The sequence below is a fragment of the Dyella marensis genome (assembly GCF_049532885.1).
Lineage (GTDB): Bacteria > Pseudomonadota > Gammaproteobacteria > Xanthomonadales > Rhodanobacteraceae > Dyella_D > Dyella_D marensis.
In genome coordinates, this window is the sequence record NZ_CP064029.1 from 2,468,386 (window position 1) to 2,491,909 (window position 23,524).

The 23,524-nt window shown below is 68.7% G+C and carries 20 protein-coding genes; 15 read left to right on the top strand and 5 right to left on the bottom strand.

Annotated features, from left to right (window positions below):
• From ISN75_RS10900 to ISN75_RS10945, 10 genes are all read left to right on the top strand, one after another.
• Positions 1 to 1,011 carry an acyl-CoA desaturase gene (locus ISN75_RS10900; RefSeq protein WP_423385156.1) on the top strand — a complete coding sequence of 337 codons (1,011 nt, stop codon included), beginning with the start codon at positions 1 to 3 and terminating at the stop codon, positions 1,009 to 1,011.
• A 2-nt stretch (positions 1,012 to 1,013) separates the two neighbouring features.
• On the top strand, positions 1,014 to 2,285 hold the full coding sequence (locus ISN75_RS10905; protein ID WP_343821533.1) for an NAD(P)/FAD-dependent oxidoreductase: 1,272 nt from the start codon (positions 1,014 to 1,016) through the stop codon (positions 2,283 to 2,285).
• Between the two features lies 1 nt (position 2,286).
• On the top strand, positions 2,287 to 3,087 hold the full coding sequence (locus ISN75_RS10910; RefSeq protein WP_343821531.1) for a DUF1365 domain-containing protein: 801 nt from the start codon (positions 2,287 to 2,289) through the stop codon (positions 3,085 to 3,087).
• Positions 3,084 to 4,379, top strand: coding sequence for a cyclopropane-fatty-acyl-phospholipid synthase family protein (locus ISN75_RS10915; protein WP_343821530.1), 1,296 nt, complete (start codon positions 3,084 to 3,086; stop codon positions 4,377 to 4,379). Before ISN75_RS10910 ends, ISN75_RS10915 begins: the two co-directional genes overlap by 4 nt.
• Complete coding sequence (locus ISN75_RS10920) at positions 4,376 to 4,906, top strand: DUF2878 domain-containing protein (protein ID WP_343821529.1); 531 nt, start codon at positions 4,376 to 4,378, stop codon at positions 4,904 to 4,906. Before ISN75_RS10915 ends, ISN75_RS10920 begins: the two co-directional genes overlap by 4 nt.
• Positions 4,903 to 5,715: a DUF1295 domain-containing protein gene (locus tag ISN75_RS10925; RefSeq protein WP_343821527.1), complete on the top strand. Its 813-nt coding sequence runs from the start codon at positions 4,903 to 4,905 to the stop codon at positions 5,713 to 5,715. Before ISN75_RS10920 ends, ISN75_RS10925 begins: the two co-directional genes overlap by 4 nt.
• Positions 5,712 to 6,797 (top strand): SAM-dependent methyltransferase, encoded by a 1,086-nt coding sequence (locus ISN75_RS10930; protein WP_168647392.1) that lies wholly within the window; start codon positions 5,712 to 5,714, stop codon positions 6,795 to 6,797. The genes ISN75_RS10925 and ISN75_RS10930 overlap by 4 nt, the downstream gene beginning before the upstream one ends.
• A gap of 17 nt (positions 6,798 to 6,814) precedes the next feature.
• Positions 6,815 to 7,354 carry a lipocalin family protein gene (locus tag ISN75_RS10935; protein WP_168647391.1) on the top strand — a complete coding sequence of 180 codons (540 nt, stop codon included), beginning with the start codon at positions 6,815 to 6,817 and terminating at the stop codon, positions 7,352 to 7,354.
• A 126-nt stretch (positions 7,355 to 7,480) separates the two neighbouring features.
• Positions 7,481 to 8,113, top strand: a complete 633-nt coding sequence (locus ISN75_RS10940) for a sigma-70 family RNA polymerase sigma factor (protein WP_167257362.1) — start codon at positions 7,481 to 7,483, stop codon at positions 8,111 to 8,113.
• The gene (locus ISN75_RS10945; protein WP_168647390.1) at positions 8,110 to 8,769 is read left to right on the top strand and encodes a ChrR family anti-sigma-E factor; all 660 of its coding nucleotides are present in this window, start codon (positions 8,110 to 8,112) and stop codon (positions 8,767 to 8,769) included. The genes ISN75_RS10940 and ISN75_RS10945 overlap by 4 nt, the downstream gene beginning before the upstream one ends.
• Positions 8,770 to 8,779: 10 nt before the next feature.
• Here ISN75_RS10945 and ISN75_RS10950 read toward each other — a convergent pair whose 3' ends face one another.
• The 5 genes from ISN75_RS10950 to ISN75_RS10970 form a co-directional block, all read right to left on the bottom strand.
• Positions 8,780 to 9,100 (bottom strand): hypothetical protein, encoded by a 321-nt coding sequence (locus ISN75_RS10950; protein ID WP_343821523.1) that lies wholly within the window; start codon positions 9,098 to 9,100, stop codon positions 8,780 to 8,782.
• 118 nt (positions 9,101 to 9,218) lie between these two features.
• A complete protein-coding gene (locus ISN75_RS10955) occupies positions 9,219 to 11,561 on the bottom strand; it encodes a glycoside hydrolase family 31 protein (protein WP_343821522.1) in 2,343 nt (780 codons plus the stop codon).
• A gap of 168 nt (positions 11,562 to 11,729) precedes the next feature.
• Positions 11,730 to 15,131 (bottom strand): autotransporter outer membrane beta-barrel domain-containing protein, encoded by a 3,402-nt coding sequence (locus tag ISN75_RS10960; protein WP_343821520.1) that lies wholly within the window; start codon positions 15,129 to 15,131, stop codon positions 11,730 to 11,732.
• Between the two features lie 497 nt (positions 15,132 to 15,628).
• Complete coding sequence (locus tag ISN75_RS10965) at positions 15,629 to 16,096, bottom strand: Hsp20 family protein (RefSeq protein WP_168647386.1); 468 nt, start codon at positions 16,094 to 16,096, stop codon at positions 15,629 to 15,631.
• A 194-nt stretch (positions 16,097 to 16,290) separates the two neighbouring features.
• On the bottom strand, positions 16,291 to 17,184 hold the full coding sequence (locus ISN75_RS10970) for a LysR family transcriptional regulator (RefSeq protein ID WP_343821517.1): 894 nt from the start codon (positions 17,182 to 17,184) through the stop codon (positions 16,291 to 16,293).
• 104 nt (positions 17,185 to 17,288) lie between these two features.
• Here ISN75_RS10970 and ISN75_RS10975 point away from each other — a divergent pair, with 104 nt between their 5' ends.
• From ISN75_RS10975 to ISN75_RS10995, 5 genes are all read left to right on the top strand, one after another.
• Positions 17,289 to 18,158, top strand: coding sequence for an NmrA/HSCARG family protein (locus ISN75_RS10975; protein WP_343821515.1), 870 nt, complete (start codon positions 17,289 to 17,291; stop codon positions 18,156 to 18,158).
• 318 nt (positions 18,159 to 18,476) lie between these two features.
• Positions 18,477 to 20,852 (top strand): TonB-dependent receptor plug domain-containing protein, encoded by a 2,376-nt coding sequence (locus tag ISN75_RS10980; RefSeq protein WP_423385170.1) that lies wholly within the window; start codon positions 18,477 to 18,479, stop codon positions 20,850 to 20,852.
• A gap of 129 nt (positions 20,853 to 20,981) precedes the next feature.
• Entirely contained in the window at positions 20,982 to 22,559 is a 1,578-nt protein-coding gene (locus ISN75_RS10985) for a flavin monoamine oxidase family protein (protein WP_343821612.1), read from the top strand.
• Positions 22,556 to 23,002: a cytochrome c gene (locus tag ISN75_RS10990; protein WP_343821511.1), complete on the top strand. Its 447-nt coding sequence runs from the start codon at positions 22,556 to 22,558 to the stop codon at positions 23,000 to 23,002. Before ISN75_RS10985 ends, ISN75_RS10990 begins: the two co-directional genes overlap by 4 nt.
• A gap of 23 nt (positions 23,003 to 23,025) precedes the next feature.
• Positions 23,026 to 23,520, top strand: a complete 495-nt coding sequence (locus ISN75_RS10995; protein ID WP_167257324.1) for a RidA family protein — start codon at positions 23,026 to 23,028, stop codon at positions 23,518 to 23,520.
• Positions 23,521 to 23,524 lie beyond the last annotated feature (4 nt).

A 23,524-nucleotide genomic window follows, 5' to 3' on the forward strand; every position in this document is an offset into this window, starting at 1 on the left:
ATGCATCCGAACGCCTCGCCGCGGCGTATAGAAGTCACCAACCAGGGATCGACCATGCATCCGATCGCGCCATCTTCCGCAGCCGCCCCTGCCCGCGCCGGCCGATGGGCGACCGCCTTGCGGCGCTGGGTCGATACCTCGGCGCAGGTGACGGACGAGGAAGCCGCGCGTATCGACTGGCTGCGGGCGGCCCCCTTCATCGCGATGCATCTGGCCTGCGCGGCCGTGTTCTGGGTCGGTGTATCCCCGGTGGCGCTGTGCACCGCCGCGCTGCTGTACGCCGTGCGCATGTTCGCGCTGACCGGTTTCTATCACCGCTATTTCTCGCACCGCACGTTCCGCGCCTCGCGCGCCGTGCAGTTCGCGTTCGCCCTGATTGGCGCCTCCTGCGCACAGCGCGGGCCGCTGTGGTGGGCGGCCCACCACCGGCGCCATCACGCCCATGCGGACACCGCGCTGGATCCGCACTCTCCGGGCGTGTTCGGTTTCGTCTGGAGCCACGTGGGCTGGTTCCTCACGCGCGGCGCGTTCCGCACGGAGCTGGAGCGCGTGCCGGACCTGGCCGCCTACCCGGAGCTGCGTTGGCTCGACCGCTACGACACCGTCGTGCCGGTGCTGCTGGCGGCCGGCCTGTATGGCCTGGGCGCCCTGTTGCACGCCGTGGCGCCAGGACTCGGCACCAGCGGCGGGCAGATGCTGGTGTGGGGCTTCTTCGTGTCCACCGTGGTGCTGTTCCATGCCACGGTCACCATCAATTCGCTGGCCCATCGCTTCGGCCGCCGCCGTTTCGACACGCGCGACGACAGCCGCAACAACGTGTGGCTGGCCCTGCTCACGTTCGGCGAAGGGTGGCACAACAACCATCACTACTTTCCGGGCTCCGCCCGCCAGGGTTTCCGCTGGTGGGAGATCGACCTGACCTGGTACGGCCTGTGCCTGCTGGCGCGGCTGGGCCTGGTGCGGGACCTCAAGCCGGTGCCCGCCTGGGTAGCCCGCAAGGCGAGGTACTGAGCGTGCGCATCGCGGTGATCGGTTCGGGCATCAGCGGGCTGGCCAGCGCGTGGCTGCTGTCGCGCGCGCACGACGTCACGCTGTTCGAGGCCGGCGACCGCTTCGGCGGCCACACGCATACGCACGAGGTCGAGCAGGACGGCGAGCGCTACCGGGTGGACAGCGGCTTCATCGTCTTCAATCGCGCGCATTACCCGCTGCTGCACGGCTTGTTCGACGAACTGGGAGTGGCCGTGCGTCCCACCACCATGAGTTTTTCCGTGCAGCACGCCGGCACGGGCCTGGAGTACAACGCGGGCAGCCTCGACGGATTGTTCTGCCAGCGCAGCAACCTGTTGTCGCCGCGCTTCCTGGGCATGCTGCGCGACCTGCTGCGGTTCTATCGCGAGGCGCCGGCCCTGCTGGACGGCGGCGACGCCGCCTTGGCGCTGGGCGACTATCTGGCACGGCAAGGCTACGGCGCGGCCTTCCGCGACGATCACCTGGTGCCGATGGCGTCCGCGCTGTGGTCTTCCCCCGCGCAGGACATCCTGCGTTTTCCGGCGCGCTACCTGGTGCAGTTCATGGCCAACCACCAGATGCTCCAGGCCAGCGGACGGCCGGCATGGAGCGTCGTGGAAGGAGGGTCCGCCAGCTATGTCCACGCCTTGCGCCGGCGCTGGACGGTGCGCGAGCGCCTCGCCTGCCCGGTCCTTGCCGTGCAGCGCCTCGAGCAAGGCGTGCAGCTGCGCCATCGCCATGGCGTGGAGCTCTACGACCAGCTGGTGATGGCCTGCCACAGCGACCAGGCCTTGCGGCTGCTGGAAGATTCCAGCGAACGCGAGCGCGAGGTGCTGGGCGCCATCGCCTACCAGGCCAATGACACCGTGCTGCATACCGATGCGCGGCTGCTGCCCCGCCGCAGGAAGGCCTGGGCCGCATGGAATGCCCACGTGCCGGCCGCGGCCGGCGAGGCATGCACGGTGAGCTATTGCATGAACCTGCTGCAGGGCATCCGCTCGCGCGAGCCGTTCGTGGTGACGCTCAATCGCACCGGCGCCATCGACCCGTCGAAGATCCTGCGCCGGATGAGCTACCACCATCCGGTGTACACCGCGGCATCGGTCGCGGCGCAGCGGCGCAAGCCGGAAATCCAGGGCCAGCGGCGCACCTGGTTCGCCGGCGCGTACTGGGGCTGGGGCTTCCATGAGGACGGCATGCGCAGCGCGGTGGACGTGGCGCGCGCGCTTGGCGGCCGGACTGTTCCGGCGCCCGCCGCCGCGGTGCCCGCCTGACATGGCCGGCACGCTTGCCAGTGCGGTCTACGAGGGTGCGGTGACGCATCGGCGCCTGTTGCCGCGGCGCCATATGTTCCGCTACCGCATGGCCCAGCTTTACCTGGACCTGGACGAGATCGACGCCGCTTTCCGCGGCCGCTGGCTGTGGTCCGTTGGGCGCCGCAACCTGGCCGAGTGGCGGCGCGAGGATTACCTCGATCCGGACGTTCCCTCGCTCGCCCAGGCCGTGCGCGGGCGGCTCAGCCGCGCCAGCGGGCGCGAGGTCCGCGGGCCGGTGCGCATGCTGGCTCATCCGCGCTATGCCGGCTACGTGTTCAATCCGGTCGCCTTCTACTACTGCTATGCCGAGGACGGCGCCACGCTGGATGGCATCGTCGCGGAGATCACCAACACGCCCTGGGGCGAACGCCATGCCTACGTGCTGGACGCGCGCCTCGCCGAACGGCGCGGCCGCAGCCTGGGCTGGTCCTTCGACAAGCGTTTTCACGTGTCGCCCTTCATGGCGATGGAGCGCGAGTACGACTGGCGCTTCACCGCGCCGGCCGACGACCTGCGCGTGCACATGAAGGTGCGGCGCGGACCCGCATGCGAGTTCGACGCCACGCTGGATCTGCGCCGCCGCGCGCTGGACGGCGGCGCGCTGGCGCGCGTGCTGTGGCGCTACCCGCTGATGACGGCCCAGGTGATCGGGGCGATCCATTGGCAGGCGCTGCGCCTGTGGCTGAAGCGCATGCCCGTGCACGACCACCCGCGCCTGCGCGAGCGCATCGCTACGCCTGTCCACGGAGACTCGCCATGAACGAACTTGCCAGGACCGCGCCGGTAGCCACGGCCGACGGCGCCACCGCCACGGACCGCTTCCTGCGCCGCCGCCTGCTCGATGCGCTGCGCGGGCTGAGGCATGGGCGGCTGGTGGTGCACGACGCGCTGGGCAGCACCGAGTGCGGCGACCCGGTGGCGGAGCGTCCCGCGCTCAGCGTGCAGGTGGAAGTGCGCGACCTGGGTTTCTACCGCGCCCTGGCCTTCCAAGGCAGCGTCGGCGCCGGCGAAGCGTACGGTGACGGGCAATGGCATTGCGACGATCTGGTCGCGCTGGTGCGGCTGCTGGTGCGCAACCGCGACCTGCTCGACGGCATGGAGACCGGTACCGCCCGCCTGGGCGGCCTGCTGCTGCGCGCATGGCATGCCCTGCGCGCCAACAGCCGGGCCGGCAGCCGGCGCAACATCGCCGCGCATTACGACCTGGGCAACGATTTCTTCGGCCTGTTCCTGTCGGCGGACCTGATGTACTCGTCGGCGCTGTGGACGCAGCCGGACGACACGCTCGAGCAGGCGTCCACCTGCAAGCTGGAGGTGATCTGCCGCAAGCTGGACCTGCGCCCGGGCGACCGCGTGATCGAGATCGGCACCGGCTGGGGCGGTTTCGCGCTGCACGCGGCGCGCCACTACGGCTGCCACGTCACCACCACCACGATCTCGCGCGAGCAGCATGCGCTGGCGGCCGCCCGCATCGCCGAGGCCGGCCTGCAGGATCGCGTGACGCTGCGGCTGGACGACTACCGCGACCTGGCCGGGCGCTACGACAAGCTGGTTTCGATCGAGATGATCGAGGCGATCGGCGCGGAGTATCTGGATACCTATTTCGCCAGGCTCGGCGCGCTGCTCGAACCGCACGGCATGGCGCTGATCCAGGCCATCACCATCGAAGACCACCGCTACGAACAGGCGCTGGCCTCGGTGGATTTCATCAAGCGGCATATTTTCCCCGGCAGCTTCATTCCCTCGCTGGCCGCCATGCTGCAGGCCAAGAGCCGCGCGGCCGACCTGGCGCTGGTGCACCAGGAGGACTTCGGCCTGTCGTATGCCATGACCCTGCACGCATGGCGCGAGCGCTTCATGGCGCGCCTGGCCGACGCGCGCGCGCTGGGCCTCGACGAGCGCTTCCTGCGCCTGTGGGAGTTTTACCTGGCCTATTGCGAAGGCGGTTTCCTGGAGCGTTCGATCGGCGTCTCCCACCTGCTGCTGGCCAAGCCCGGCGCGCGGCCGCTGGCGCCGCGCTGGGGCGCGCGCGCGGAGGACGGGCTGGCATGAGCTTCTGGGGCAATCTGCTCGGCTACCAGCTGGTGTGGCTGCTCGCGGTGGGTGGCGCGGCGCATGGGCGGGCCTGGCCCGGCGTGGCCGGCGCGTGCGCGTTCGTGGCGTGGCAGGCGCTGGGTTCCGCGCAGCCGCTGGTCGAATGGCGGCTTGCCGCGCTGGCCATGGCCTGCGGGCTGGCCGTGGACGGTGTCATGGCGTACTGCGGCTGGGTGCGTTATGCCGCGGCCTCGCCGGCGTTTCCGCCCGGAGCGCCGCTGTGGATCGAAGCCTTGTGGGCTGCTTTCGCGATGACCCTCAACGGCTCGCTGGCCATCGCCAAGCGGCACGCCTGGCTCGCGGCCGTGCTGGGCGGCCTGGGCGCGCCCGCCGCCTATTACGCCGCGTCGGGGCGGGCGTTGACGGTAGTGGAGCCGTCCTGGCGCGCCTGGCTCTGGCTCGCCGCGGGCTGGGCCATCGCCCTGCCCTTGCTGGCCGGCCGCGCCAGGCAATGGTCGCTGCGCGCCGCGGCGGGGGCGCCATGAGCGCGCCGGCGTGGTCGCCGTGGCTGCAGCTGGGCGTGCTGGCGGCGGCGATGCTGCTGCTGATGACCGCGGGCTGGCGCTGGCAGCGGCGCCATCGCAACGCCGGCATCGTCGACGTGCTGTGGGCCGGCGGCCTTGCGTTCGCGGCGCTGCTGGCCGGAGCGACCGGCAGCGGCTCGCCGACCGCGCGCCTGGCCGCGGCCGTGCTCGGCGGCAGCTGGGGCTGCCGGCTGGCGTGGCATCTGTGGCGCCGGGTGCGCAAGGAGCCGGAGGACGGCCGCTACCGCCATCTGCGCGCGCACTGGCAGGGGCACCAGGGCAAGTTCTTTCTGTTCTTCCAGGCGCAGGCGCTGCTGGTGCTGCTGTTCGCGCTGCCGTTCGTGGCGGTCGCCGCGGCGCCCGCGGACGGACTCTCGCCATGGTTCGCCGGCGGCGTCGCCCTATGGGTGGCCGGCGTGCTCGGCGAAAGCGTGGCCGACCGCCAGCTGGCCCGCTTCCGCGCCGATCCGCGCCACCGCGGCAAGACCTGCCGCGATGGGTTGTGGCGATATTCGCGGCATCCGAATTACTTCTTCGAATGGCTGCACTGGTTCGCCTATCCGGCACTCGCCGCCGGCTCGCCCTGGGCCTGGGCGGCGTGGCTGGGGCCGGTCGTGATGTATGTCTTCCTGCGCTGGTTCAGCGGCGTGCCGTTCACCGAGGCGCAGGCGCTGCGCTCGCGCGGCGAGGACTATCGCGACTACCAGCGCCGCACGCCCATGCTCATTCCCTGGTTTCCCCGTTCACCTGACCGCAGGAGCGAATCATGAGCGCCTCCGTGCTCGATACCCGCGAACTGGCCGCCGACCGCCCCGCCCCCGGCCTGCTGGGACTGGCCGAGCGCGGCCTGCTGCCGGACGCGCTGATCCGCGCCGGCATCCGCCGCCTGTGCGCGCAGCGCCTGCGCGAACTGCATGCCGGCAGCGTGGAAGTGGCGCACGCACGGCAGACGCTGCTGCTGGACACCTGGCGCGAAGGGCCGATCGCCATCCACGCCGACGCCGCCAATGCCCAGCATTACGAGCTGCCCGCGGCTTTCTTTCAGTACTGCCTGGGGCCCCAGCTGAAATATTCCAGCTGCTACTACCCCGAAGGCAGCGAGACGCTGGCGCAGGCCGAGACCTGCATGCTGGAGCGCTACGGCCAGTGCGCCGAGCTGCGCGACGGCCAGGACATCCTGGAACTGGGCTGCGGCTGGGGCTCGCTCACCTTGTGGATGGCCGCGCGCTATCCGCGCGCACGCATCACCGCCGTATCCAATTCCAGCTCGCAGCGCGCCCATATCGAAGCCTGCTGCGCGGCGCGCGGCCTGCGCAATGTGCGCGTGCTGACCTGCGACGTGAGCCGCCTTGCGCTGGAAGCGGCCAGCTACGACCGCTGCGTGTCGGTGGAAATGTTCGAGCACGTGCGCAATCACGGCCTGCTGATGCGCCGCATCGCCTCCTGGCTGCGTCCGGGCGGAAAATTGTTCGTGCACATCTTCGCGCACCGGGACACGGCCTATCCGTTCGATACCGAGGGCGAGGACAACTGGATGGGGCGCCACTTCTTCACCGGCGGACTGATGCCCGCGGTGGACACGCTGCTGCACTATCAGCGCGGGCTGCATCTGGAACGGCGCTGGCTGCTCGACGGCACGCATTACCAGCGCACCGCCGAGCACTGGCTGGCCAACCAGGACCGGCATCACGAACCGGTGCTGCGCATCCTGCAGGGCGCTTACGGCAAGGCGGCCGCGCCGCTGTGGTTCCAGCGCTGGCGGATGTTCTGGATGGCCTGCGCGGAATTGTTCGGCTACGCGGGAGGCCAGGCCTGGCTGGTGGCCCATTACCGCTTCGTGCGCGACGCCTGACGCCGCCGGAGCATCCGATGCGCATCCCCATCGCCGCCCTGTTCGCCGCCTGCGTGGCCGCGGTCGCCCTGCCCGGCTGCGTGGCGCAGCCACCGCTGCCGCGTGCCGCCGACGTCGACCTGGACCGCTTCATGGGCGACTGGTACGTGATCGCCTCGATCCCCACCTGGCTGGAGCGCGATGCATACAACGCGGTGGAGTCGTACGCCCGCCTGCCGGACGGCCGCATCCAGACCACCTTCCGCTACCGCGCCGGCGGCTTCGGCGGCGCCGCGAAGGCGATGCATCCGGTCGGCACGGTGCGGGCCGGAACCGGCCGGGCCGAATGGGGCATGCAGTTCGTCTGGCCGGTCAAGGCGCAATACGTGATCGCCTGGCTCGACCCCGGCTACCGCGAGGTGATCGTCGCGCGCAGCAAGCGCGACTACGTCTGGATCATGGCCCGCACACCCGCGCTGGACGACGCGCGCTACGCCGCGCTGGTGCGGCGCGTGGCTGCCATGGGTTACGACGTTTCCAGGCTGCGCCGCGTACCGCAGCGCTGGCCGGCGCAGTGAGCGCGCCGGCCAGGGACTGCATCCAGAAGCGGCGCGGCGGCGTAGAAGGAGAAAGCGGCCTGCGCGCGGGCCACCAGCGACGGCGGCCCGCGCGGCCGCCTCCAGGCAGCCAGCCCCATGGTTAAGATGAGCAGCGATCCGGCAACCACGAAGGTGACGCCTCTCAGGGCGCAACGATCCTTGTCCACGCCAGCCAGCCAAGCCAATGCCGATGCGCAGTACTGGGCCGAACAGATGGCGGCAGTGGCCCTGCGCCGGGATATGGATTGCTTCATGCGTATCTACGACCACTTCGCGCCGCGCCTGCAGCGCTACCTGCTGGGCATGGGCGTGAGCGCGGCGCGCGCCGAGGAACTGGTGCAGGAGGCGCTGCTGCGCCTGTGGCGGCGCGCCGAATCGTTCGATCCAGCGCGGGCCGGCCTGGCGACCTGGCTGTTCCGCGTGGCGCGCAATCTGTACATCGACAGCCTGCGCGGCGAACCGCACTGGCTGCCGATGCAGGAAGGCCTCGACTGGCTGGACGAGCAGGCGCCCGCCGATGCCGGCTCCAGCGCCGAGGCATTCGCCGATCACGCCGGCCTGAAGCGTGCCATCGACAGCCTGCCGCCGGTGCAGGCCAGGCTTATCCGCATGTCGTATTTCGAAGCCAAGAGTCACAGCGAGATCGCGCACGAGCTTGGCATGCCGCTGGGTTCGGTAAAGTCCTCGCTGCGGCGCGCGTTCGCCAAGCTGCAGGCCGGCCTGGGAGGCGTGCCGTGAGGCCGAATCATCACCTCGATGCCGCCACGCTGCTGGGCTATTCGGCCGGCGCCCTGCCGGCGGCTTTCATGGCGGTGGCCGCCACCCACCTGAGCCTTTGCCAGGTCTGCCGCGAGCGCCTGCGCCAGGCCGACCGCATCGGCGGAGCGCTGATGCAGCAGCAGGAGCCGGCGCCGCTTTCCGCGGGTGCGCGCGAGGCCATGCGCGCGCGGCTGGCGCAGTTGCCGCCGGCGCAGCCGCCGGTCCCGCCCGCGGCTGCCGCTGCGTCCGATCACGACCGCCTGCCCTTGCCCCTGCGGCCTTATTTCGGCGAAACCTTCAGCGGGCTGCGCTGGCGCACCATCGGTCCCGGCGTGCACCACATCCGCGGCCCGCGCATGGAGGGCGGCGACCTGATGCTGTTGCGCATCGCCCCTGGCCGCAGCGTGCCGCTGCACAGCCATGGCGCGAACGAGCTGACGGTGGTGCTGCGCGGCGCCTACGACGACCTGCTTGGGCATTTCGCGCCGGGCGATGCCGCCGACCTCGATGGCGACACCGAGCACCAGCCCGTCACCTCGCCCGGCGTGCCGTGCATCTGCGTGGCGGCGACCGATGCTCCGCTGCGTTTTTCCGGCTGGCTGGCCCGCACGCTGCAGCCCTTGTTCAAACTCTAGCGGCGCCCGCTCAGCGGCGCGGCGGAACCCGGCATGGCCAGCGGCTGGTTTCTCCATCGCGAATGGACTGCAGGAGCTTGTGCGCGCGGTAGCTCAGCTGGATGGCCAGCGGGCGCCCCGCCAGCACCATGCGGTATGAAAAATAACTCGTATGGCCCGGCGGCACGGGCATCAGGTAGCCGCGCATGAGCAGGCTCGCTGCTGGCGCGCTCGCCAGGATCAGCGGCGAGTCCTGCTCGATCTGGCCGTGCTCGATTTGGCCGCGCTCGATTTGGAGCAGCAGTTCCACTTCTGCTTGGGTCAGTCCGGTCGGAGCGGCGTCGAGTGGCATGGCGCGGTCCATGGCGTAGCGCGGCGCAGGCGGGAAAGGCGCCGGCTCGCCGCGGCCCGTCGCGCCCTGCCCTTGCTTACGGCGCCCGGCGGAAAACGGATGCCGCGCCGCCGCGCTTTTACCGCCCGACGACCTTGGCCAGTCCCGCCACTTTCCGGTTGAAGGCGGCATCGCCGCCGGTCGCGCTCAAAGTGCCTGACGCCTGGTTCCAATGCAGCTGCGTCATGGTGCTTGCGCCCCGCTCGTAGCCGTACGTACCGCCGTCGTCGTCGTAAAGCGCGAAGCCGGCGTCCTTGCCCGGATAGATGCGGATCTCGGCAATCGATTGCTTCGTCGCGGTCGACGCGATGTCCGAACCCAGCGGCACGATGGAGCCGGCGCGGACGAAAACCGGGATCTGATCGATGGGAGCGGCCACCTTGACCCAGCGCCCGCCGGCCAGCTTTTCGCCGGTCCAGAAGTTGTACCAGTCGCTGCCGGCGGGCAGGTATACATCCTTCTCCGTCTGGCCCTGCTCGGTGACCGGCGCCACCAGGAAGGCGGGGCCGAACATGTATTCCGTGCCCAGGTCGGCGACTTGCGCATCGTGCGGGAAATCCATCCACAACGGACGCATGAACGGCGCGCCGGTGTCGTAGGTATTCCTGGCCTGGCTGTAGATGTAGGGGATCAGCCGATAACGGAGCTGGTCGTACTTCGCCATGATCGCTTCGGCCTGGCGGCCGAAGGCCCAGATTTCCGTGTGCTTGCGGTCGCCGTGCAGGCGCAGCGTCGGCAGGAAGGTGCCGTACTCGAACCAGCGCGTAAGCAGCTCGGGGTAGTCGTCGTTCCGGCCCACCGTGTCGCGCGCGTCGGAAGGATCGAGCAGCGGCGCCTTGCTGGCGCGGGTGGTCTGCGGCAGCGACTGCCAGCCGCCGATATCGTTGCCCCAGTAGGCGATGCCGGACGCGGTCATGTTGAGGCCGGTGGGAATCTGGCGCTGCAAGGCTTCCCAGCTGGGATCGATATCCGACGACCAGAACAGCGCGCCGGTACGCTGCGAGCCGAGATAGGCGGCGCGCGAAAGAATCAGCACGCGCTCGTCCGGCTTCCACGCGCGCATGCCCTGCGCCACGCCTTCGACGTGCACCAGCGGGAACAGGTTGTGATAGCGATCGCCCGAGCCGATCGAATAGAAGTAACCGTCCGGCACCAGGTCCGGCTCGGTCTCGTCGAGCCATGGATAGTCGAAGCCATGCGCGAGGATGTTGTCGCGCGCATGCTCCCAGAACCACTGCCGCGCCGCCGGATGGGTGGCATCGAGCAGCGCGCCGGCGCGATCCGAGCGGAACGCCAGGCCGTCGACCGTCCTGCCGTTCCGGTCCTTCAGCAGGTAGCCCTTGGCATCGAGCTCGCCGAAGTAGCGGCTGGAGCGCTCGAAGCGCGGCCAGATCGAGATGATCGATTTCAGCCCCGCGTCGTGCAGCTGCCGGTTCATGGCGTCCGGGTCGGGGAACTCCGCCGGATTGATGTCCAGCTGGCCCATGCGCGTCCAGTAGAACCAGTCGAGCACCATCACGTCGAGCGGATAGTTCTTTTCGCGATACGTCCGCGCCACGCGCAGGATCTCGGCCTGGCTGTCGTAGCGCGCCTTGGACTGGATCAGGCCGAAGGCCGCCTTCGGCGGAATCGGCGTCTTGCCCGTGACCCGGGCGTAGGCGGAGTAGATGGCCTCGGGCGTGTCGCCCGTCACCACGAAGAAGCTGACGCGCTCGCCCACCTTCGACTGGAAACTGGTGCGGCCGCGGATGCCCGCCACGAAGCGCGTATCCGAAGGATTGTCCCAGATGATGCCGTAGCCCTTCGACGACACCATGAACGGCACGCAGACGGTTTCGCCCGCGGGCGCGTCGTACCAGTGCCGGCAGTCGATGACGCGGCCGCGCAGGTCGAGCGGGCCGAGGCTGTCCTGGTTCTGGCCCATGCCGTAATAGTGTTCGCCGGCCGGCGCCGCGAAGGTCGCGCCCACCTGGTAGGTCGCCTCGCCTGCCACTTCGTGCGGGGACATTTCCCAACCGGTCATGTCGACGACGGTGGCGCCGCTGGCGTTCCTTACCTGCAGGCGCACCGGCGCCAACTCGGGCGCGAAGTAGCGCTCCATGGTGCCGGGGGTGTGCGGCGGCGGCGCCGCATCCACGTGCAGGCTGAGCGCGGAAGAGGCAAACGTATCGCCGCTTCGATCCTGCATGTGCCGGAACGCCGATGCGTCGGCATGGCCGGCAAGAATCCCGTAGCCCGGGGGCTGCAGCGCCTGCGCCTTGTCGGCGGCGATCGTGATGTGGACCGCGTTGGGGCCATACGCTTCGACGCTGACCCAGGCGCCGTGCCGGTCGAGCGTGGCGACGGGCGCCGCGTGCGCGGCGGTGAACGCCGCGGCGAAAGACAAGGACAGGCCGAGCACGGCAAGTTGGCAGTTCCGCACGAAGTTCCCTCAGCGTCAGCACCGGCATCCGCATCGCCTGGCGTGCGGCCGAATGCGGGTTTCTAACATGCCGGGGCGGTGGTCCAGCCGCCCCGCCCCGGCCGGCTGGGTAAATTCGTTACGCCTGTTGCGAGATTTAGCAAAGGCGCGAAGGGGGCGGCGCTGACATCAGAACCGCCAGCGCAATCCCGCGGCGGCACGCCATCCGCCGGCGACCACGTCGGTACGCGACGAGCGCCCCGCTTCGGCAAAGGCACTCCATGCCTGGCCGAACGCCAGCCGCACGCCCGCGGTGGCTTCGCCGGCCGTGTCGTGCCGTGTCGGCAGCGCCACCGGCAGCGAGCCGCCGTCCAGCGATGCGGTGAAGTCGGGCCGGCTGCCGACGGTGTGGACCACGCCCAGGCGCACATAGGCCTCGCCGCCGACGCCGCCCGTCCAGGTGAAGGCCTGTCCGGCCAGCACGCCGGCGCGCGACTGGAAGGTGCGGTTGTGTCCCACCTCGAAGCGCACGCGATCGCTGGCGGTATAGCTGCTGGGGCCGAGCGTGCCGTATGCGGCCTGGACCTGCGGCTCGATATAGGCGCCGCCGCCCAACTGAAAACGGCGGCCCGCGCGGACGCTGACGCTCGCGGCGTGCGTGTCGTAGCGGCCGGAGGCGGTGCCGAAGCTGTCTCTCGATACGTAGCTGTCGCGCAGCCGGCCGACGCGCGCCGCCGCATCGGCAAACCAGCCGTCACGCGTGTTCCAGGTGCCATAGGCGCCCACGGCGTTGCCGCGCAGGTCGGCGTTGCCGCTCTGGAAGGTGGCGCGCGATTGCGCATGCGTGTAGAGCAGGCCCACCGCGCCGTGCCCGCCGTCGAACGGCACGCCCCATTCGACGCCTGCCGAGGCGCTGCTGGCGTTCTGCCGATAGGTGCTTCCTTGGTTGTCGTCGCCTCTCAGCTCGCCGCCGTCGGCATCGGCCCAGAAGGTCGCGTCCGTTGCCGCCCCATCGGTGCGCAAGGCCTCGCTGCGGCGTGCGATGGCGCGCTCGTCGGGCTGCCACAGATTGGCCATGGCCAGTGCGGCGTCGGCAGCGACCAGGACTCCGGTCGAAGCTGTGATCGCCGGAGGCGCGCCCGCCCCGGTGGGCGGCACGGGTGTGCCGGCGGGATTGCCGGAGGCGGGCGGCGTGCCGCTGCCGGTTCCGCTTCCAGTTCCAGAATTACCGGTGCCGCCGCCGGTCGATCCGCCTGGTGTCGATCCGCCTGGTGTCGATCCGCCCGGTGTCGATCCGCCCGGTGTCGATCCACCCGGTGTCGATCCACCCGGAGTCGAGCCGCCGGGAGTGGAGCCACCCGTGCCCGCGATATCGATACCGGTGAGCAGCAGCTGCTTGCCGTCCGCGCTGAGCTGTACGCGCGGCACGTAGGTAAAACGCGCCAGCGCGTTCTCGTAAGTGGCGCTCCACTGCCCCGCCACGCCGGCGACCGATTGGAACGCCGCCTTGCCGCCGGCCGCGGCGCTGGCGTCGACGACGACGATGGGCTGCGCCGCCGCGATGGTGGTGCCGTTCTGCAATGCCGCGGCGCTCACCCAGGAGGCGTCGTCCAGCACCGGGTCGTAGGCGATGCGCAGCTTCTGGGTGCCCGTGGCGTTGAATGTCGTGATGCCGGCGCCGAAGCTCACCTTGTCCGCCTGCGCGTTGCGGATGTCGCTCAGCAGCGTGAAGGTGGCGCCGTCCGCGAGATTCACCGTGGCGCCGCCGGTGGAGCTGTCGACGCTAAGGCTGCGCAGGCTGTGCGCGGGCACGCTGCCCGGCGCGAACGCCCCCCAGCTCGCCGCCAGGTCGATCGCGCCACCGTTGCCGAGCGAGAGGCTGCCGGCGCCGAAATCGCTGGCGAGCGTGCCGGTGCCGGTGGGCAGCCAGCGCGCGCCGTTGGCGAAGCTGAGGATGGGCACGCCCGCGCTGCGGGTGGACGTCCCATTGGTGCCTGAGGTGCCGCTGCCGCCCAGCACCATGCCCTTGAGGAAGGACGCATCGTCGTTGAAGTTCACCTGGGTGGTGGCGGTGAAATGGGCGCCGGCGGCATCGACCAGGTTCTGCGTCAGCACGTCGCCGTCCACCTTGACGGACTGCCCGCCCGCCTGATTGACGTTCAGTGTGCTCTGGGCCTGCCACAGGCCGTCCGGCACGTTCCAGATCGCATAGCGTGCGCCGCTGCCGGTGTTGCTTACAGCCACGTCCAAGCCACCGGCCAGCGTCAGCGTGCCACCGTTGTTTGCCACGCCGTAGGCGTCGCACGCCGTGCAATTCACACTCGTGCGCAAAAACGCCGTCTTTGTGGCATTGGTGAAGGTCATCACGCTGTCGTTGTTGACCGCAAAACTGGTGCTTAATCCGCTGACGCGGCCGTCAACGGCACCGTCCAGGGTCATGAAGCCGTAGGTGTGGCCATACGCGTTGCCCAATGCCGTCGGCGCGCCGTAGGGGGTGTAGCCTGTTTGACTGTTGACGGTCACTTTCAGGTCGCCGCCGATATGGACGCGCGCCGACGGGTGCATATTCGCGACGCCGAGGGCCGAACGCGGGCCGTCAGCGGTGACCGTGGCATTGCCCGCTACATAGACGGTGCCCTGGTTGCGCAGGCCTATGACCGTCGAGCCGTATGACGTGGCAGCGATATTTAGATCGCCGTTGACCGTGAGACGGGTATTGGAGTTGTCGTTGTAGATGCCTTGGACGGTGTCATTGGGCCAGTCGCCGACGCTGACGATGCCCAGGTTGCCATTGAACACCACGTTGCCGGTGCCTCCGCCGGAGTTGTAGATGGCCGTGGTATTGGTGCTTTTTCCATGGGTGACGATGTTCGTGTTCCCATTGACCGTCAGGAAGCCGCGGTTGATCCACAGGCCCTGGCTTATGTCCACGTTCTGCGTGGTGACGTCCAGGTTCCCGTTGAAGATGGCCGTTGCATGATCAAGGTGCAGGCCGCGCGCTTCGGATCCATCCACCCACTGTCCGTTGACCTGCCGACCGGGCTCAGCGGCCTGCGCAGTGAGCGTCGTGTTGCCATTCACCGTCAGGTATTCGCCTGTTCCCATGTCGATGGCGTGAGCCAGGCCGTGCGCACCGGTCGTGGTCGAACGGGTGGCGGACACTGTCAACGCACCCTTGCCGTCGGCGCCCACTTGCAGGACCACCTTGGGCGTGCCGCTTTGCAAGTAGATGCTGTTGACGCTTTCCGCGCCGCTCGCGTTCGTACGGATGCTGTCGCCGCCGGCCAGGCGATAGACCAGGTTGCCGTTGGCGTCGGTGCTGCTCGAGTACGCGGTGTCCGCGTTGGTGCCGGTGAGCACGGTGGTGTAGTTGGTGGCCGCGCGCGCCTTCGCGGCGCTCAGCGCGGCCAGCCCCGCCAGCACGGAGAGCGGCAGTACCGAGCGGCGCTGCCGGAGCTGCTGCCGTTGCCGCGCATGCGCGTAGTGCTCGGCGATGGAGTGCCGCCACGCTTCGGGCAGCTGCGCGAAAAGCTCCGGCTCGCGCCGGTAATGCAGCCAGAGCGCGATGCTCGCTTCGTCTTGCTTGTTCACTGTCGTACCCCTGTCGCAGATCAAGCGCCGCCGTCGCCGGCCGCGCAGACCGGACGCAAAAAGCATGTGTTGATGTCCGGCGGATAACTCGCGCCGCCGCAAGCACGACTGACGCCCCTGTTGCGAGTGCGCGTTCCTGATGCGCACTCAGTGCATGCTAAGTAACACAAGGCGCGCCGATAGTTGACGGCGACTTGGCCATCGCGTGACTGCAATCACAGCTGATTTTCCTGGCTTTTTTTCGCGGCGCCGGCAATGGTGATGAAAGGCACATTCGCGCAAAAACATTAAGTCCATCTGGTGAAAATCTTAAAAAGCGGACTCGACTTGCGCGTCGCCCGCGCGTCTTTCGCCAGTACGGATAAGTCAAGGGATTGAGGGGCCAAAATGCCGCTTTTACCAGGCCCATTCCCACGTATGAAAAAAAAGCGGCGGCAAGTCTGCCGCCGCCAGTAACCACTTCAGGATTCAAACCGCCATCGCCTCTTGCGGGCGAATCACGCCGCCTGGTTCTGCAGCCGGCGCGGTTCGATGGCGGGCTGATCCGGATTTCCGATGGGAATCCGGCGCGGCTTGAGCGCCTCGGGCAGCTCGCGCTTCAAGTCGATCACCAGCAGGCCGTCCTTGAGGCTGGCCCCATCGATCTGCATATGCTCGGCCAGCTCGAAGCGGCGGGTGAACGGCCGGTTGGCGATGCCGCGATGCAGGATTTCGCCGACGTGGTCGGCCTTGCGCTCGCCGCTGACGGTGAGCACGTTGTTCTGCAGCGTGATCTGCAGGTCGTCGCGGCCGAAGCCGGCGACCGCCATGGTGATGCGGTACTGATCGTCCGCGACCTTGATCGAATCGAATGGCGGCCAGTTATCCGCCGGCGTGGTGCTGGCCGCCGTTTCCAGCAGTTCGAACATCCGGTCGAAGCCGATGCTGGAACGATGAAGAGAAGAAAAATCGAGCACAGTGCGCATAGCCATATCCTCTTTAAGCAACATGGGAGTGAACACTCGCCACACCTTTGCGGTGTGGTCAGGCCGATCCCGCAGCGATCGGCGGGGCGTAAAGATAATCAGCGGAAGGCGTTTGGCAAGCGGGGTTTTTCGAGGCGATTTAATTTTGGTTCGGCCATGCGCCGGGTGCGCGAATCGCTTGCCCGGCGGCAAGCTCAGCCGTGGACATAGGCGGCCAGTTCGTCCGGCGTTCCTCGTGGAAAAGCTTCCCTGAGATAGTCCAGAAACGCCGACACGCGGGCACTCAGCAGGCGGCGGGTCGGATAGAGCGCCCAGAGCGCGGTTTCCGGTCCTTCCACGTCGCCCCAGTGCGCCAAGGTTCCGTCGGCCAGGTCCGGACTCACCAGCGACAACGGCAGGCGCGCCGCGCCCGCGCCCATGCGCACCGCGTCGCGGACCATCACCAGCGATGACAGGCCGAGCACGGGATGGGCGAGCATGGCCGACGTCCCGGACGCTGTCTTCATGGTCCAGGTCTCGGCCTGCTTGACGGGGCCGCGGGTCACCGCCGGGACCGGCGCGGCGCCCTCGGGCCGCGGCAACGCCGGGCTGGCCACGACGACCATGCGGTCGCGCAGGAAGATGCGCCCGACCAGGGTGGCGTCGGGTTCCGGGTTGACCCGGATCACCAGGTCATAAGCCTCTTCGATCATGTCCACGGCGCGGTCTTCCGCGGTGACTTCCAGCCGCACCTGCGGGTAGCGCAGCGCGAAGCCCGCGGCGAGCCGGCCCATCGCGGTCTGCGAAAAAAGCAGCGGCGCGCTGATGCGCAGGCGGCCGCGCGCGGCATGGCCGCCGGAGGCGATGGCGGTCGCCGTCTCGTCGAGCTCGGTCAGCAGCAGCGCGGTCCGCTCGAACAGGGCGCGGCCCTCTTCCGTGAGCTTGAGCGATCGCGCCCCGCGCTCGAACAGGCGCAGCTCCAGGCTGGCCTCCAGCTCGGCCACGCGCCGCGACAGGGTCGCCTTCGGCCGGCCGGCTTCGCGGGCGGCTTTGCCGAAGCCGCCGTGGCGGGCCACCAGGTTGAAATCGGCCAGTGCGAGAAGGTCCATGAGTGTCTCGTCAGTGGGACAGTGCGTCTAATTTTAGCGGCTATTCGCCAGAATTTGGATCAATAACATGGCCGGCACGTTCCCAACCCACTCGGAGTACTGCCATGACTATCCTCGTTACTGGTGCCACCGGCCGCGTCGGCCGCCAGGTCGTCGACCAGCTCGTCCAGCGCGGCGCAGCCGTGCGCGTGTTGACCCGCGATCCTTCCAAAACCAGCTTCCCCGCCGGCGTGGAGGTGGTTCAGGGCGACCTGCTCGACCTCGACGCCATGCGCGCCGCCTTCGCCGGCGTGCGCACGCTGTTCCTGCTCAACGCCGTCACCGGCGATGAATTCACCCAGGCGATCCTTACCCTCAACCTGGCCCGCGAGGCGGGCGTCGAGCGCGTCGTGTACCTGTCGGTGATCCATGCCGACCGCTTCGTCAACGTGCCGCATTTCGCGGTGAAGTACGGCGCCGAACGGATGCTGCAGCAGATGGGTTTCAGCGCCACCGTCCTGCGTCCGACCTACTTCATCGACAACGACCACACGATCAAGGACGTGGTGCTTCAGCACGGCGTCTATCCGATGCCGATCGGCGGCAAGGGCCTGGCCATGATCGATACGCGCGACATCGCCGAGCTCGCCGCGATCGAACTGATCCGCCGCGACCAGGCGCCTGCCACGCTGCCGACCGAAACGATCAACCTGGTCGGCCCCGACGCGCTGACCGGCGCGGATGCAGCGGCGATCTGGTCGGAAGCGCTGGGACGCCCCGTGGTGTACGGCGGCGACGATCCGGCCGGCTTCGAGCAGAACGCCGCCGGCTTCCTGCCGAAGTGGATGGCCTACGAAATGCGCCTGATGGCCGAACGCTTCGTCAGCGACGGCATGCTGCCGGAGGCGGGCGACGCCGAGCGGCTGACCCGGATGCTGGGGCGCCCGCTGCGTTCTTATCGCGAGTTCGTCGCCGAGATCACGGCTGCGGGCTGAGGCCGATCTCTTGACGGCAACGAGGCCATGGGCGAACTCTCGCCCGTGGCCTCTGTCGATCCGGTGGCCGCAAGATTTTGTCGCGTTGCAAAAACACACCGGGCCGACGATTACAGCGCAATGACGCGCGAATGACCAGATATTGACGCGCCGCAGCAATCGCGCTTAGCCTCGAATCGTCGCAGCCCTGGGGAGGATTGCTGCGACGCAAGATCCAGGCAAGGAGCCTGTCTACTGACTGCCTGACCGGGGAAACCACTGATGACCAAACGACTTAAGCGGCGCCTGCCGGCGGCCGCGCTGCTACCTCTTTGCTGTATGAATGCCCTCGCCGCCTCGGTGGCCTGGGCCGACGAAACGCCCGCCGCCGACGCGGCATCGCCCGAAAAAGCCAAACAGCTCCAGCAAGTCGTAGTCACCGGAACGCGCAGCACCGACCGCACCGCTTCCGAATCCCTCGCACCGATCGACGTACTGACCCCCGCGGATCTCAACGCCACCGGCAGTACCGATCTGGCCAGCGCCCTGAGCACCCTGCTCCCTTCGCTGGACTTTCCCCGCCCCGCCATCAACGACGGCAACGACGCGATCCGGCCGGCCAGCCTGCGCGGCATGTCGCCGGACCAGGTGCTCGTGCTGGTGGACGGCAAGCGGTACCACACCACCAGCCTGGTCAATTACAACTCGGCGATCGGGCGCGGCTCGGCGCCGGTGGACCTCAACTCGATTCCCATCGCCGCCATCGATCACATCGAAGTGCTGCGCGACGGCGCCGCGGCGCAGTACGGCTCCGACGCCATCGCCGGCGTGATCAACGTGGTGCTCAAGCGCGGCGGCGCGGCGGGCGGCAACAGCGTCACCGCCAGCGGCGGCGTGATGGACAAGGGCGACGGCGCGCAGAACGGCGTGCAGGGCAGCATGGGCATTCCGCTGGGCGGTACCGACAGCAAGGCGCCGGGCTGGATGCGCGTGGCGTGGAATTACCAGAACGCCATGAACACCAACCGCGCGGAGAACCGCGACAAGACCACCACGCTGGCGGGCGCCGCCAATCCCAGCGGCATTCCGTACGAGCGCTACGGCGACCCCGCGGTAAAGACCTATCAGCTGCTGCTGAACTTCGGCTACGACATCACCTCGGGCGTCGAGCTCTACGGCTACATCAACGGCAGCAAGCGCGACGTCACCTCCAACGGCTATTACCGCGCCTACAACTCGGCACGCAACGTGCCGGCGATCTACCCGAACGGCTTCCTGCCGCAGATCGTCAACCACAGCAACGACATCGCCGCGGTACTGGGCCTGCGCGGCACCACGGCGGGCGGCTGGCACTGGGACTTCTCCGCCGATCACGGCGAGAACAACCTGGCCTTCGACATCGCCAACAGCGTCAATACCAACCTGTACTACACCAACGGCTATTCGCCGACGTATTTCAACGCAGGCACTTTCCGCAACAAGCAGAGCGTGGCGAATCTGGATCTGAGCAAGGACATCCATGTCGGCTTCCTGCCCAATCCGGTCACGCTGGCGTTCGGCGCGGAATACCGCAAGGAAACCTATGTCATCGACGCGGGCGATCCGGATTCCTATTTCTTCGACCCCAACACGCTGATTCCCGGCACCACCACGCCATACGCGGGCGGCTCGCAGGTGTTTCCGGGCCTGACGCCGCAGGTCGCCGGCACGTTCGGCCGGCATAGCCAGGCGGCGTACGTGGATCTGGAGACGGACGTGACCAGCAAGCTTTCCATGGGCCTGGCCGGCCGCTACGAGCATTACAGCGACGCCGGTTCCACGCGCTCGGGCAAGCTGTCGGCACGCTACCAGTTCACCGATACGTTCGCTTTGCGCGGCACCGCCTCCAACGGCTTCCGCGCGCCGTCGCTGGCGCAGCAGAACTACGAGTCGGTGGTGACGCTGATCCAGAACGGCACGCTGGCGCAGATCGGCACCTACCGCACGTCGGACCCGGTGGCGATCGCGCTGGGCGCCAAGGCGCTGAAGCCGGAGAAGTCCACCAACTACGGCCTTGGCGCGGTGTGGCAGCCGTGGAGCGATTTCAGCGCGACCCTGGACCTGTATCAGATCCGCGTGGCGGACGCGATCCTGTATTCGGACCAGATCGCGGTGAGCATCCCCAACAGCCAGGTCACCGGCGCGCAGTTCTTCGTCAACGGCGCCACCACGCGCACGCGCGGCGCGGACCTGATCACCAACTACCGCATGGACCTGGACGGCTGGGGCAAGCTGAACCTCACCGCCAGCGGCAACTACAACAAGACCAAGGTGCTGGAAGTCTCCACGCCCGCGTTCGGCCGCGCCAGCGAAGGCCTGCTCACCGCGTCCACGCCACGCACCAAGTACGTGTTCAGCGGCGACTGGCAGCTGCAGGGCTTCGGGCTGCATGCCAACCTCACGCGCTATGGATCGGTGATCCGCCGCGGCGATGCCGACGACGGCAGCCAGGACCAGAAGTTCGCCGCGCGCTGGCTGCTGGATCTTTCCGCCAGCTATGCGTGGGACGCGTGGACCTTCACCGCCGGCGTGGACAACCTCACCAACCAGTATCCGACCAAGGCCTCGCTGGCCAACGTGTACGAGGACCGCGCCGACGGCCTGCAGTACTCGTCGCTGTCGCCGTTCGGCTTCAACGGCCGCTACTGGTACGGCAAGGTCGCCTATCGCTTCTGACGGCACCCCCTCCGCGCCCGGCCGGCGCGGAGGGGCGAGACGCACCGCGTGCGCGCGGCATGCCCCCATCCACGTCAGAGGTGATCCATGCAAGATGATCTTTCCGCCGCCGGCGAGCGCCCGCGCTCGATGAGGCGGCGCGACCTGCTGCGCATGATCGGCGCCGCCGCCGGCGGTGCGGCGATGTACCAGGCGATGAGCAGCCTCGGCCTCGCGGCCGAATCGCCCTACCGCGGCCCGCCGCGGTTGGAAGGCGCCCCGCGCGGCGCATCCGTGCTGGTGCTCGGCGCCGGCATCGCCGGCATGGTGGCGGCCTACGAGCTGCGCCAGGCCGGCTACCGCGTGCAGGTGCTGGAGTACAACCGCCGTCCCGGTGGCCGCAACTGGTCGCTGCGCGGCGGCGACCGCTTCACCGAACTGGGCGGCTTTACCCAGCACTGCCAGTTCGAGGACGGCCTGTATATCAATCCCGGGCCATGGCGCCTGCCTTATCACCACCACGGCATCCTCTCGTATTGCAAAAAACTCGGCGTGGCATTGGAGCCGTTCGTCCAGGTCAATCACAACGCCTATCTGCACGGCGCGGATGCGTTCGGCGGCAAGCCGCGGCGCTATCGCGAGATCAACGCCGACTACCGCGGCCACGTGGCCGAACTGCTGGCCAAGAGCACGCAGCAGGGACAGCTGGACCAGCGCGTGAGCAAGGAAGACCAGGAACGCCTGCTGGAATCGCTGCGCGCATGGGGCGCGCTGGACAAGCAGTTCGCCTACGCTCGCGGCGAAGCCAGCAGCAACCGGCGCGGCTACGACCGCGATGCCGGCGGCGGCCTGTCCGCCAGGCCGCAGCCGTCCACGCCACTGCAACTGAAGGACGTGCTCGGCTCGCGCCTGTGGCAGCACCTGGTGGCCGGCGAGATCTACGAATTCCAGACCACCTTGTTCCAGCCGGTCGGCGGCATGGGCAGCATCGGCGAGGCGTTCGGCCGCGAACTGAAAAGCGTGATCCGCTACGGCGCCAAGGTCACCGCCATCGAGCAGGACGAACGCGGCGTCACCGTGGCTTACGAAGACGCCGAAGCCCCCGGCGCCACGCATACGGCAAGCGCGGACTGGTGCGTGTGCACCATCCCGCTGTCGATCCTGGGCCAGTTGCCGCTCAAGGTCGGCGCCGCCATGGCCGAGGCGATCGCCGCGGTGCCCTATGCGGCCTCGGTGAAAGTGGGCCTGCAGTTCAAGCGGCGCTTCTGGGAAGAAGACGAGCAGATTTACGGCGGCATCACCTACACCGACCTGCCGATCGCCAACATCAGCTATCCGAGCACCGGCTTTCACAGCGGCGGCAAGGGCGTGCTGCTGGGGGCGTACATGTGGGGCGTGGACGCCTATCAGTTCACCGCGATGCCGCCCGAAGAACGGGTGCGCAAGGCGGTCGATTACGGCAGCCGGATCCATCCGCAATACCGCGATGAATTCGAGCACGGCGTCGCCGTGGGCTGGCATCGCTCGCCGTTCACCCTGGGCTGCTTCGGCGTGTGGTCCGACGAGGCGCGCGAACGCCACTACGACAACCTGTGCCAGCTGGACGGGCGCATCGTGCTGGCCGGCGAACATGCCTCGTACCTGCCGGCGTGGCAGGAGGGGGCGGTCACTTCCGCGCTGGATGCCATCGGACGCATCCATGCGCGCGCAACGGGAGCCAGCGCATGAAGCGGCATACCAGGCATCGATTGATGGCGCTGGCCGGCGCCGCCGTGCTGCTCGCCGCGGGCGCGGCGCGCGGACAGTCTTCCGATAACGCCGGACATGTGGACGGACGTCTCGCCGCCGCCGACGGCGAGGCCGTGTTCCGCGGCATCTGCCAGGGCTGCCACATGCCCGACGCCAAGGGCGCGCGGGGTGCCGGCAGCTATCCGGCGCTTACCGGCAATCCGCGGCTGGTGTCGCCGCAATACATGGCCGCGGTGATCCTGCATGGCCGGCGCGACATGCCCTCGTTCAAGCCGCCGCCGGAAGGCGAGGAGCGTTTCCTGCGCGGCGCGGGCTTGAGTGATGCGCAGATCGCCGGCGTGATCAATTACATCCGCACCCATTTCGGCAACCGGTACACCGACAGCATCAGCGCCGACGATGTCGCCGCGCTGCATCGCTGACCCCATTCCCCAAGGAGCACCCCATGCGTCAGATCATCCGCTGCACCCTGCCCCTCCTCCTGCTCGCCGCCACGGCGGCGTCCGCGCAGGAAGTGAAGCGCTACAAGATTCCCGACAGCGACTTCCCCATTTCGGCCGCGGTCGAAGTGCCCGCCGGCAAGGCCACCGTGTACGTGAGCGGCAACGTGCCGCCGGTGGTCGATCCGAAAGCGCCCAAGGATGCGGCGGCCGCCTATGGCGACACCAAGACCCAGACCGTGGGCGTGCTCACCGCGATCGAGAAGCAGCTCAAGGGCATGGGCCTGGGGCTGGGCGACGTGGTGAAGATGCAGGTGTTCCTGGTGGGCGACGAAGCCCATGGCGGACACATGGATTTCGCCGGCTTCATGGCCGGCTACCGCCAGTTCTTCGGCACGCCGCAGCAGCCGAAGCTGCCGGCGCGCTCGGCGTTCCAGATCGCGGCGCTGGGCAATCCGGGCTACCGGGTCGAGATCGAGGTGATTGCCGTGCGGCCTTGAGCCG

Coding starts and splice junctions, on each gene's coding strand:
- ISN75_RS10990 (WP_343821511.1), top strand. CDS start 22,556: ATGAAGCGGCATACCAGGCATCGATTGATGGCGCTGGCCGGCGCCGCC.
- ISN75_RS10965 (WP_168647386.1), bottom strand. CDS start 16,096: ATGCGCACTGTGCTCGATTTTTCTTCTCTTCATCGTTCCAGCATCGGC.
- ISN75_RS10940 (WP_167257362.1), top strand. CDS start 7,481: ATGAGCAGCGATCCGGCAACCACGAAGGTGACGCCTCTCAGGGCGCAA.
- ISN75_RS10920 (WP_343821529.1), top strand. CDS start 4,376: ATGAGCTTCTGGGGCAATCTGCTCGGCTACCAGCTGGTGTGGCTGCTC.
- ISN75_RS10910 (WP_343821531.1), top strand. CDS start 2,287: ATGGCCGGCACGCTTGCCAGTGCGGTCTACGAGGGTGCGGTGACGCAT.
- ISN75_RS10995 (WP_167257324.1), top strand. CDS start 23,026: ATGCGTCAGATCATCCGCTGCACCCTGCCCCTCCTCCTGCTCGCCGCC.
- ISN75_RS10935 (WP_168647391.1), top strand. CDS start 6,815: ATGCGCATCCCCATCGCCGCCCTGTTCGCCGCCTGCGTGGCCGCGGTC.
- ISN75_RS10985 (WP_343821612.1), top strand. CDS start 20,982: ATGAGGCGGCGCGACCTGCTGCGCATGATCGGCGCCGCCGCCGGCGGT.
- ISN75_RS10915 (WP_343821530.1), top strand. CDS start 3,084: ATGAACGAACTTGCCAGGACCGCGCCGGTAGCCACGGCCGACGGCGCC.
- ISN75_RS10970 (WP_343821517.1), bottom strand. CDS start 17,184: ATGGACCTTCTCGCACTGGCCGATTTCAACCTGGTGGCCCGCCACGGC.
- ISN75_RS10950 (WP_343821523.1), bottom strand. CDS start 9,100: ATGCCACTCGACGCCGCTCCGACCGGACTGACCCAAGCAGAAGTGGAA.
- ISN75_RS10900 (WP_423385156.1), top strand. CDS start 1: ATGCATCCGAACGCCTCGCCGCGGCGTATAGAAGTCACCAACCAGGGA.
- ISN75_RS10975 (WP_343821515.1), top strand. CDS start 17,289: ATGACTATCCTCGTTACTGGTGCCACCGGCCGCGTCGGCCGCCAGGTC.
- ISN75_RS10925 (WP_343821527.1), top strand. CDS start 4,903: ATGAGCGCGCCGGCGTGGTCGCCGTGGCTGCAGCTGGGCGTGCTGGCG.
- ISN75_RS10930 (WP_168647392.1), top strand. CDS start 5,712: ATGAGCGCCTCCGTGCTCGATACCCGCGAACTGGCCGCCGACCGCCCC.
- ISN75_RS10980 (WP_423385170.1), top strand. CDS start 18,477: ATGAATGCCCTCGCCGCCTCGGTGGCCTGGGCCGACGAAACGCCCGCC.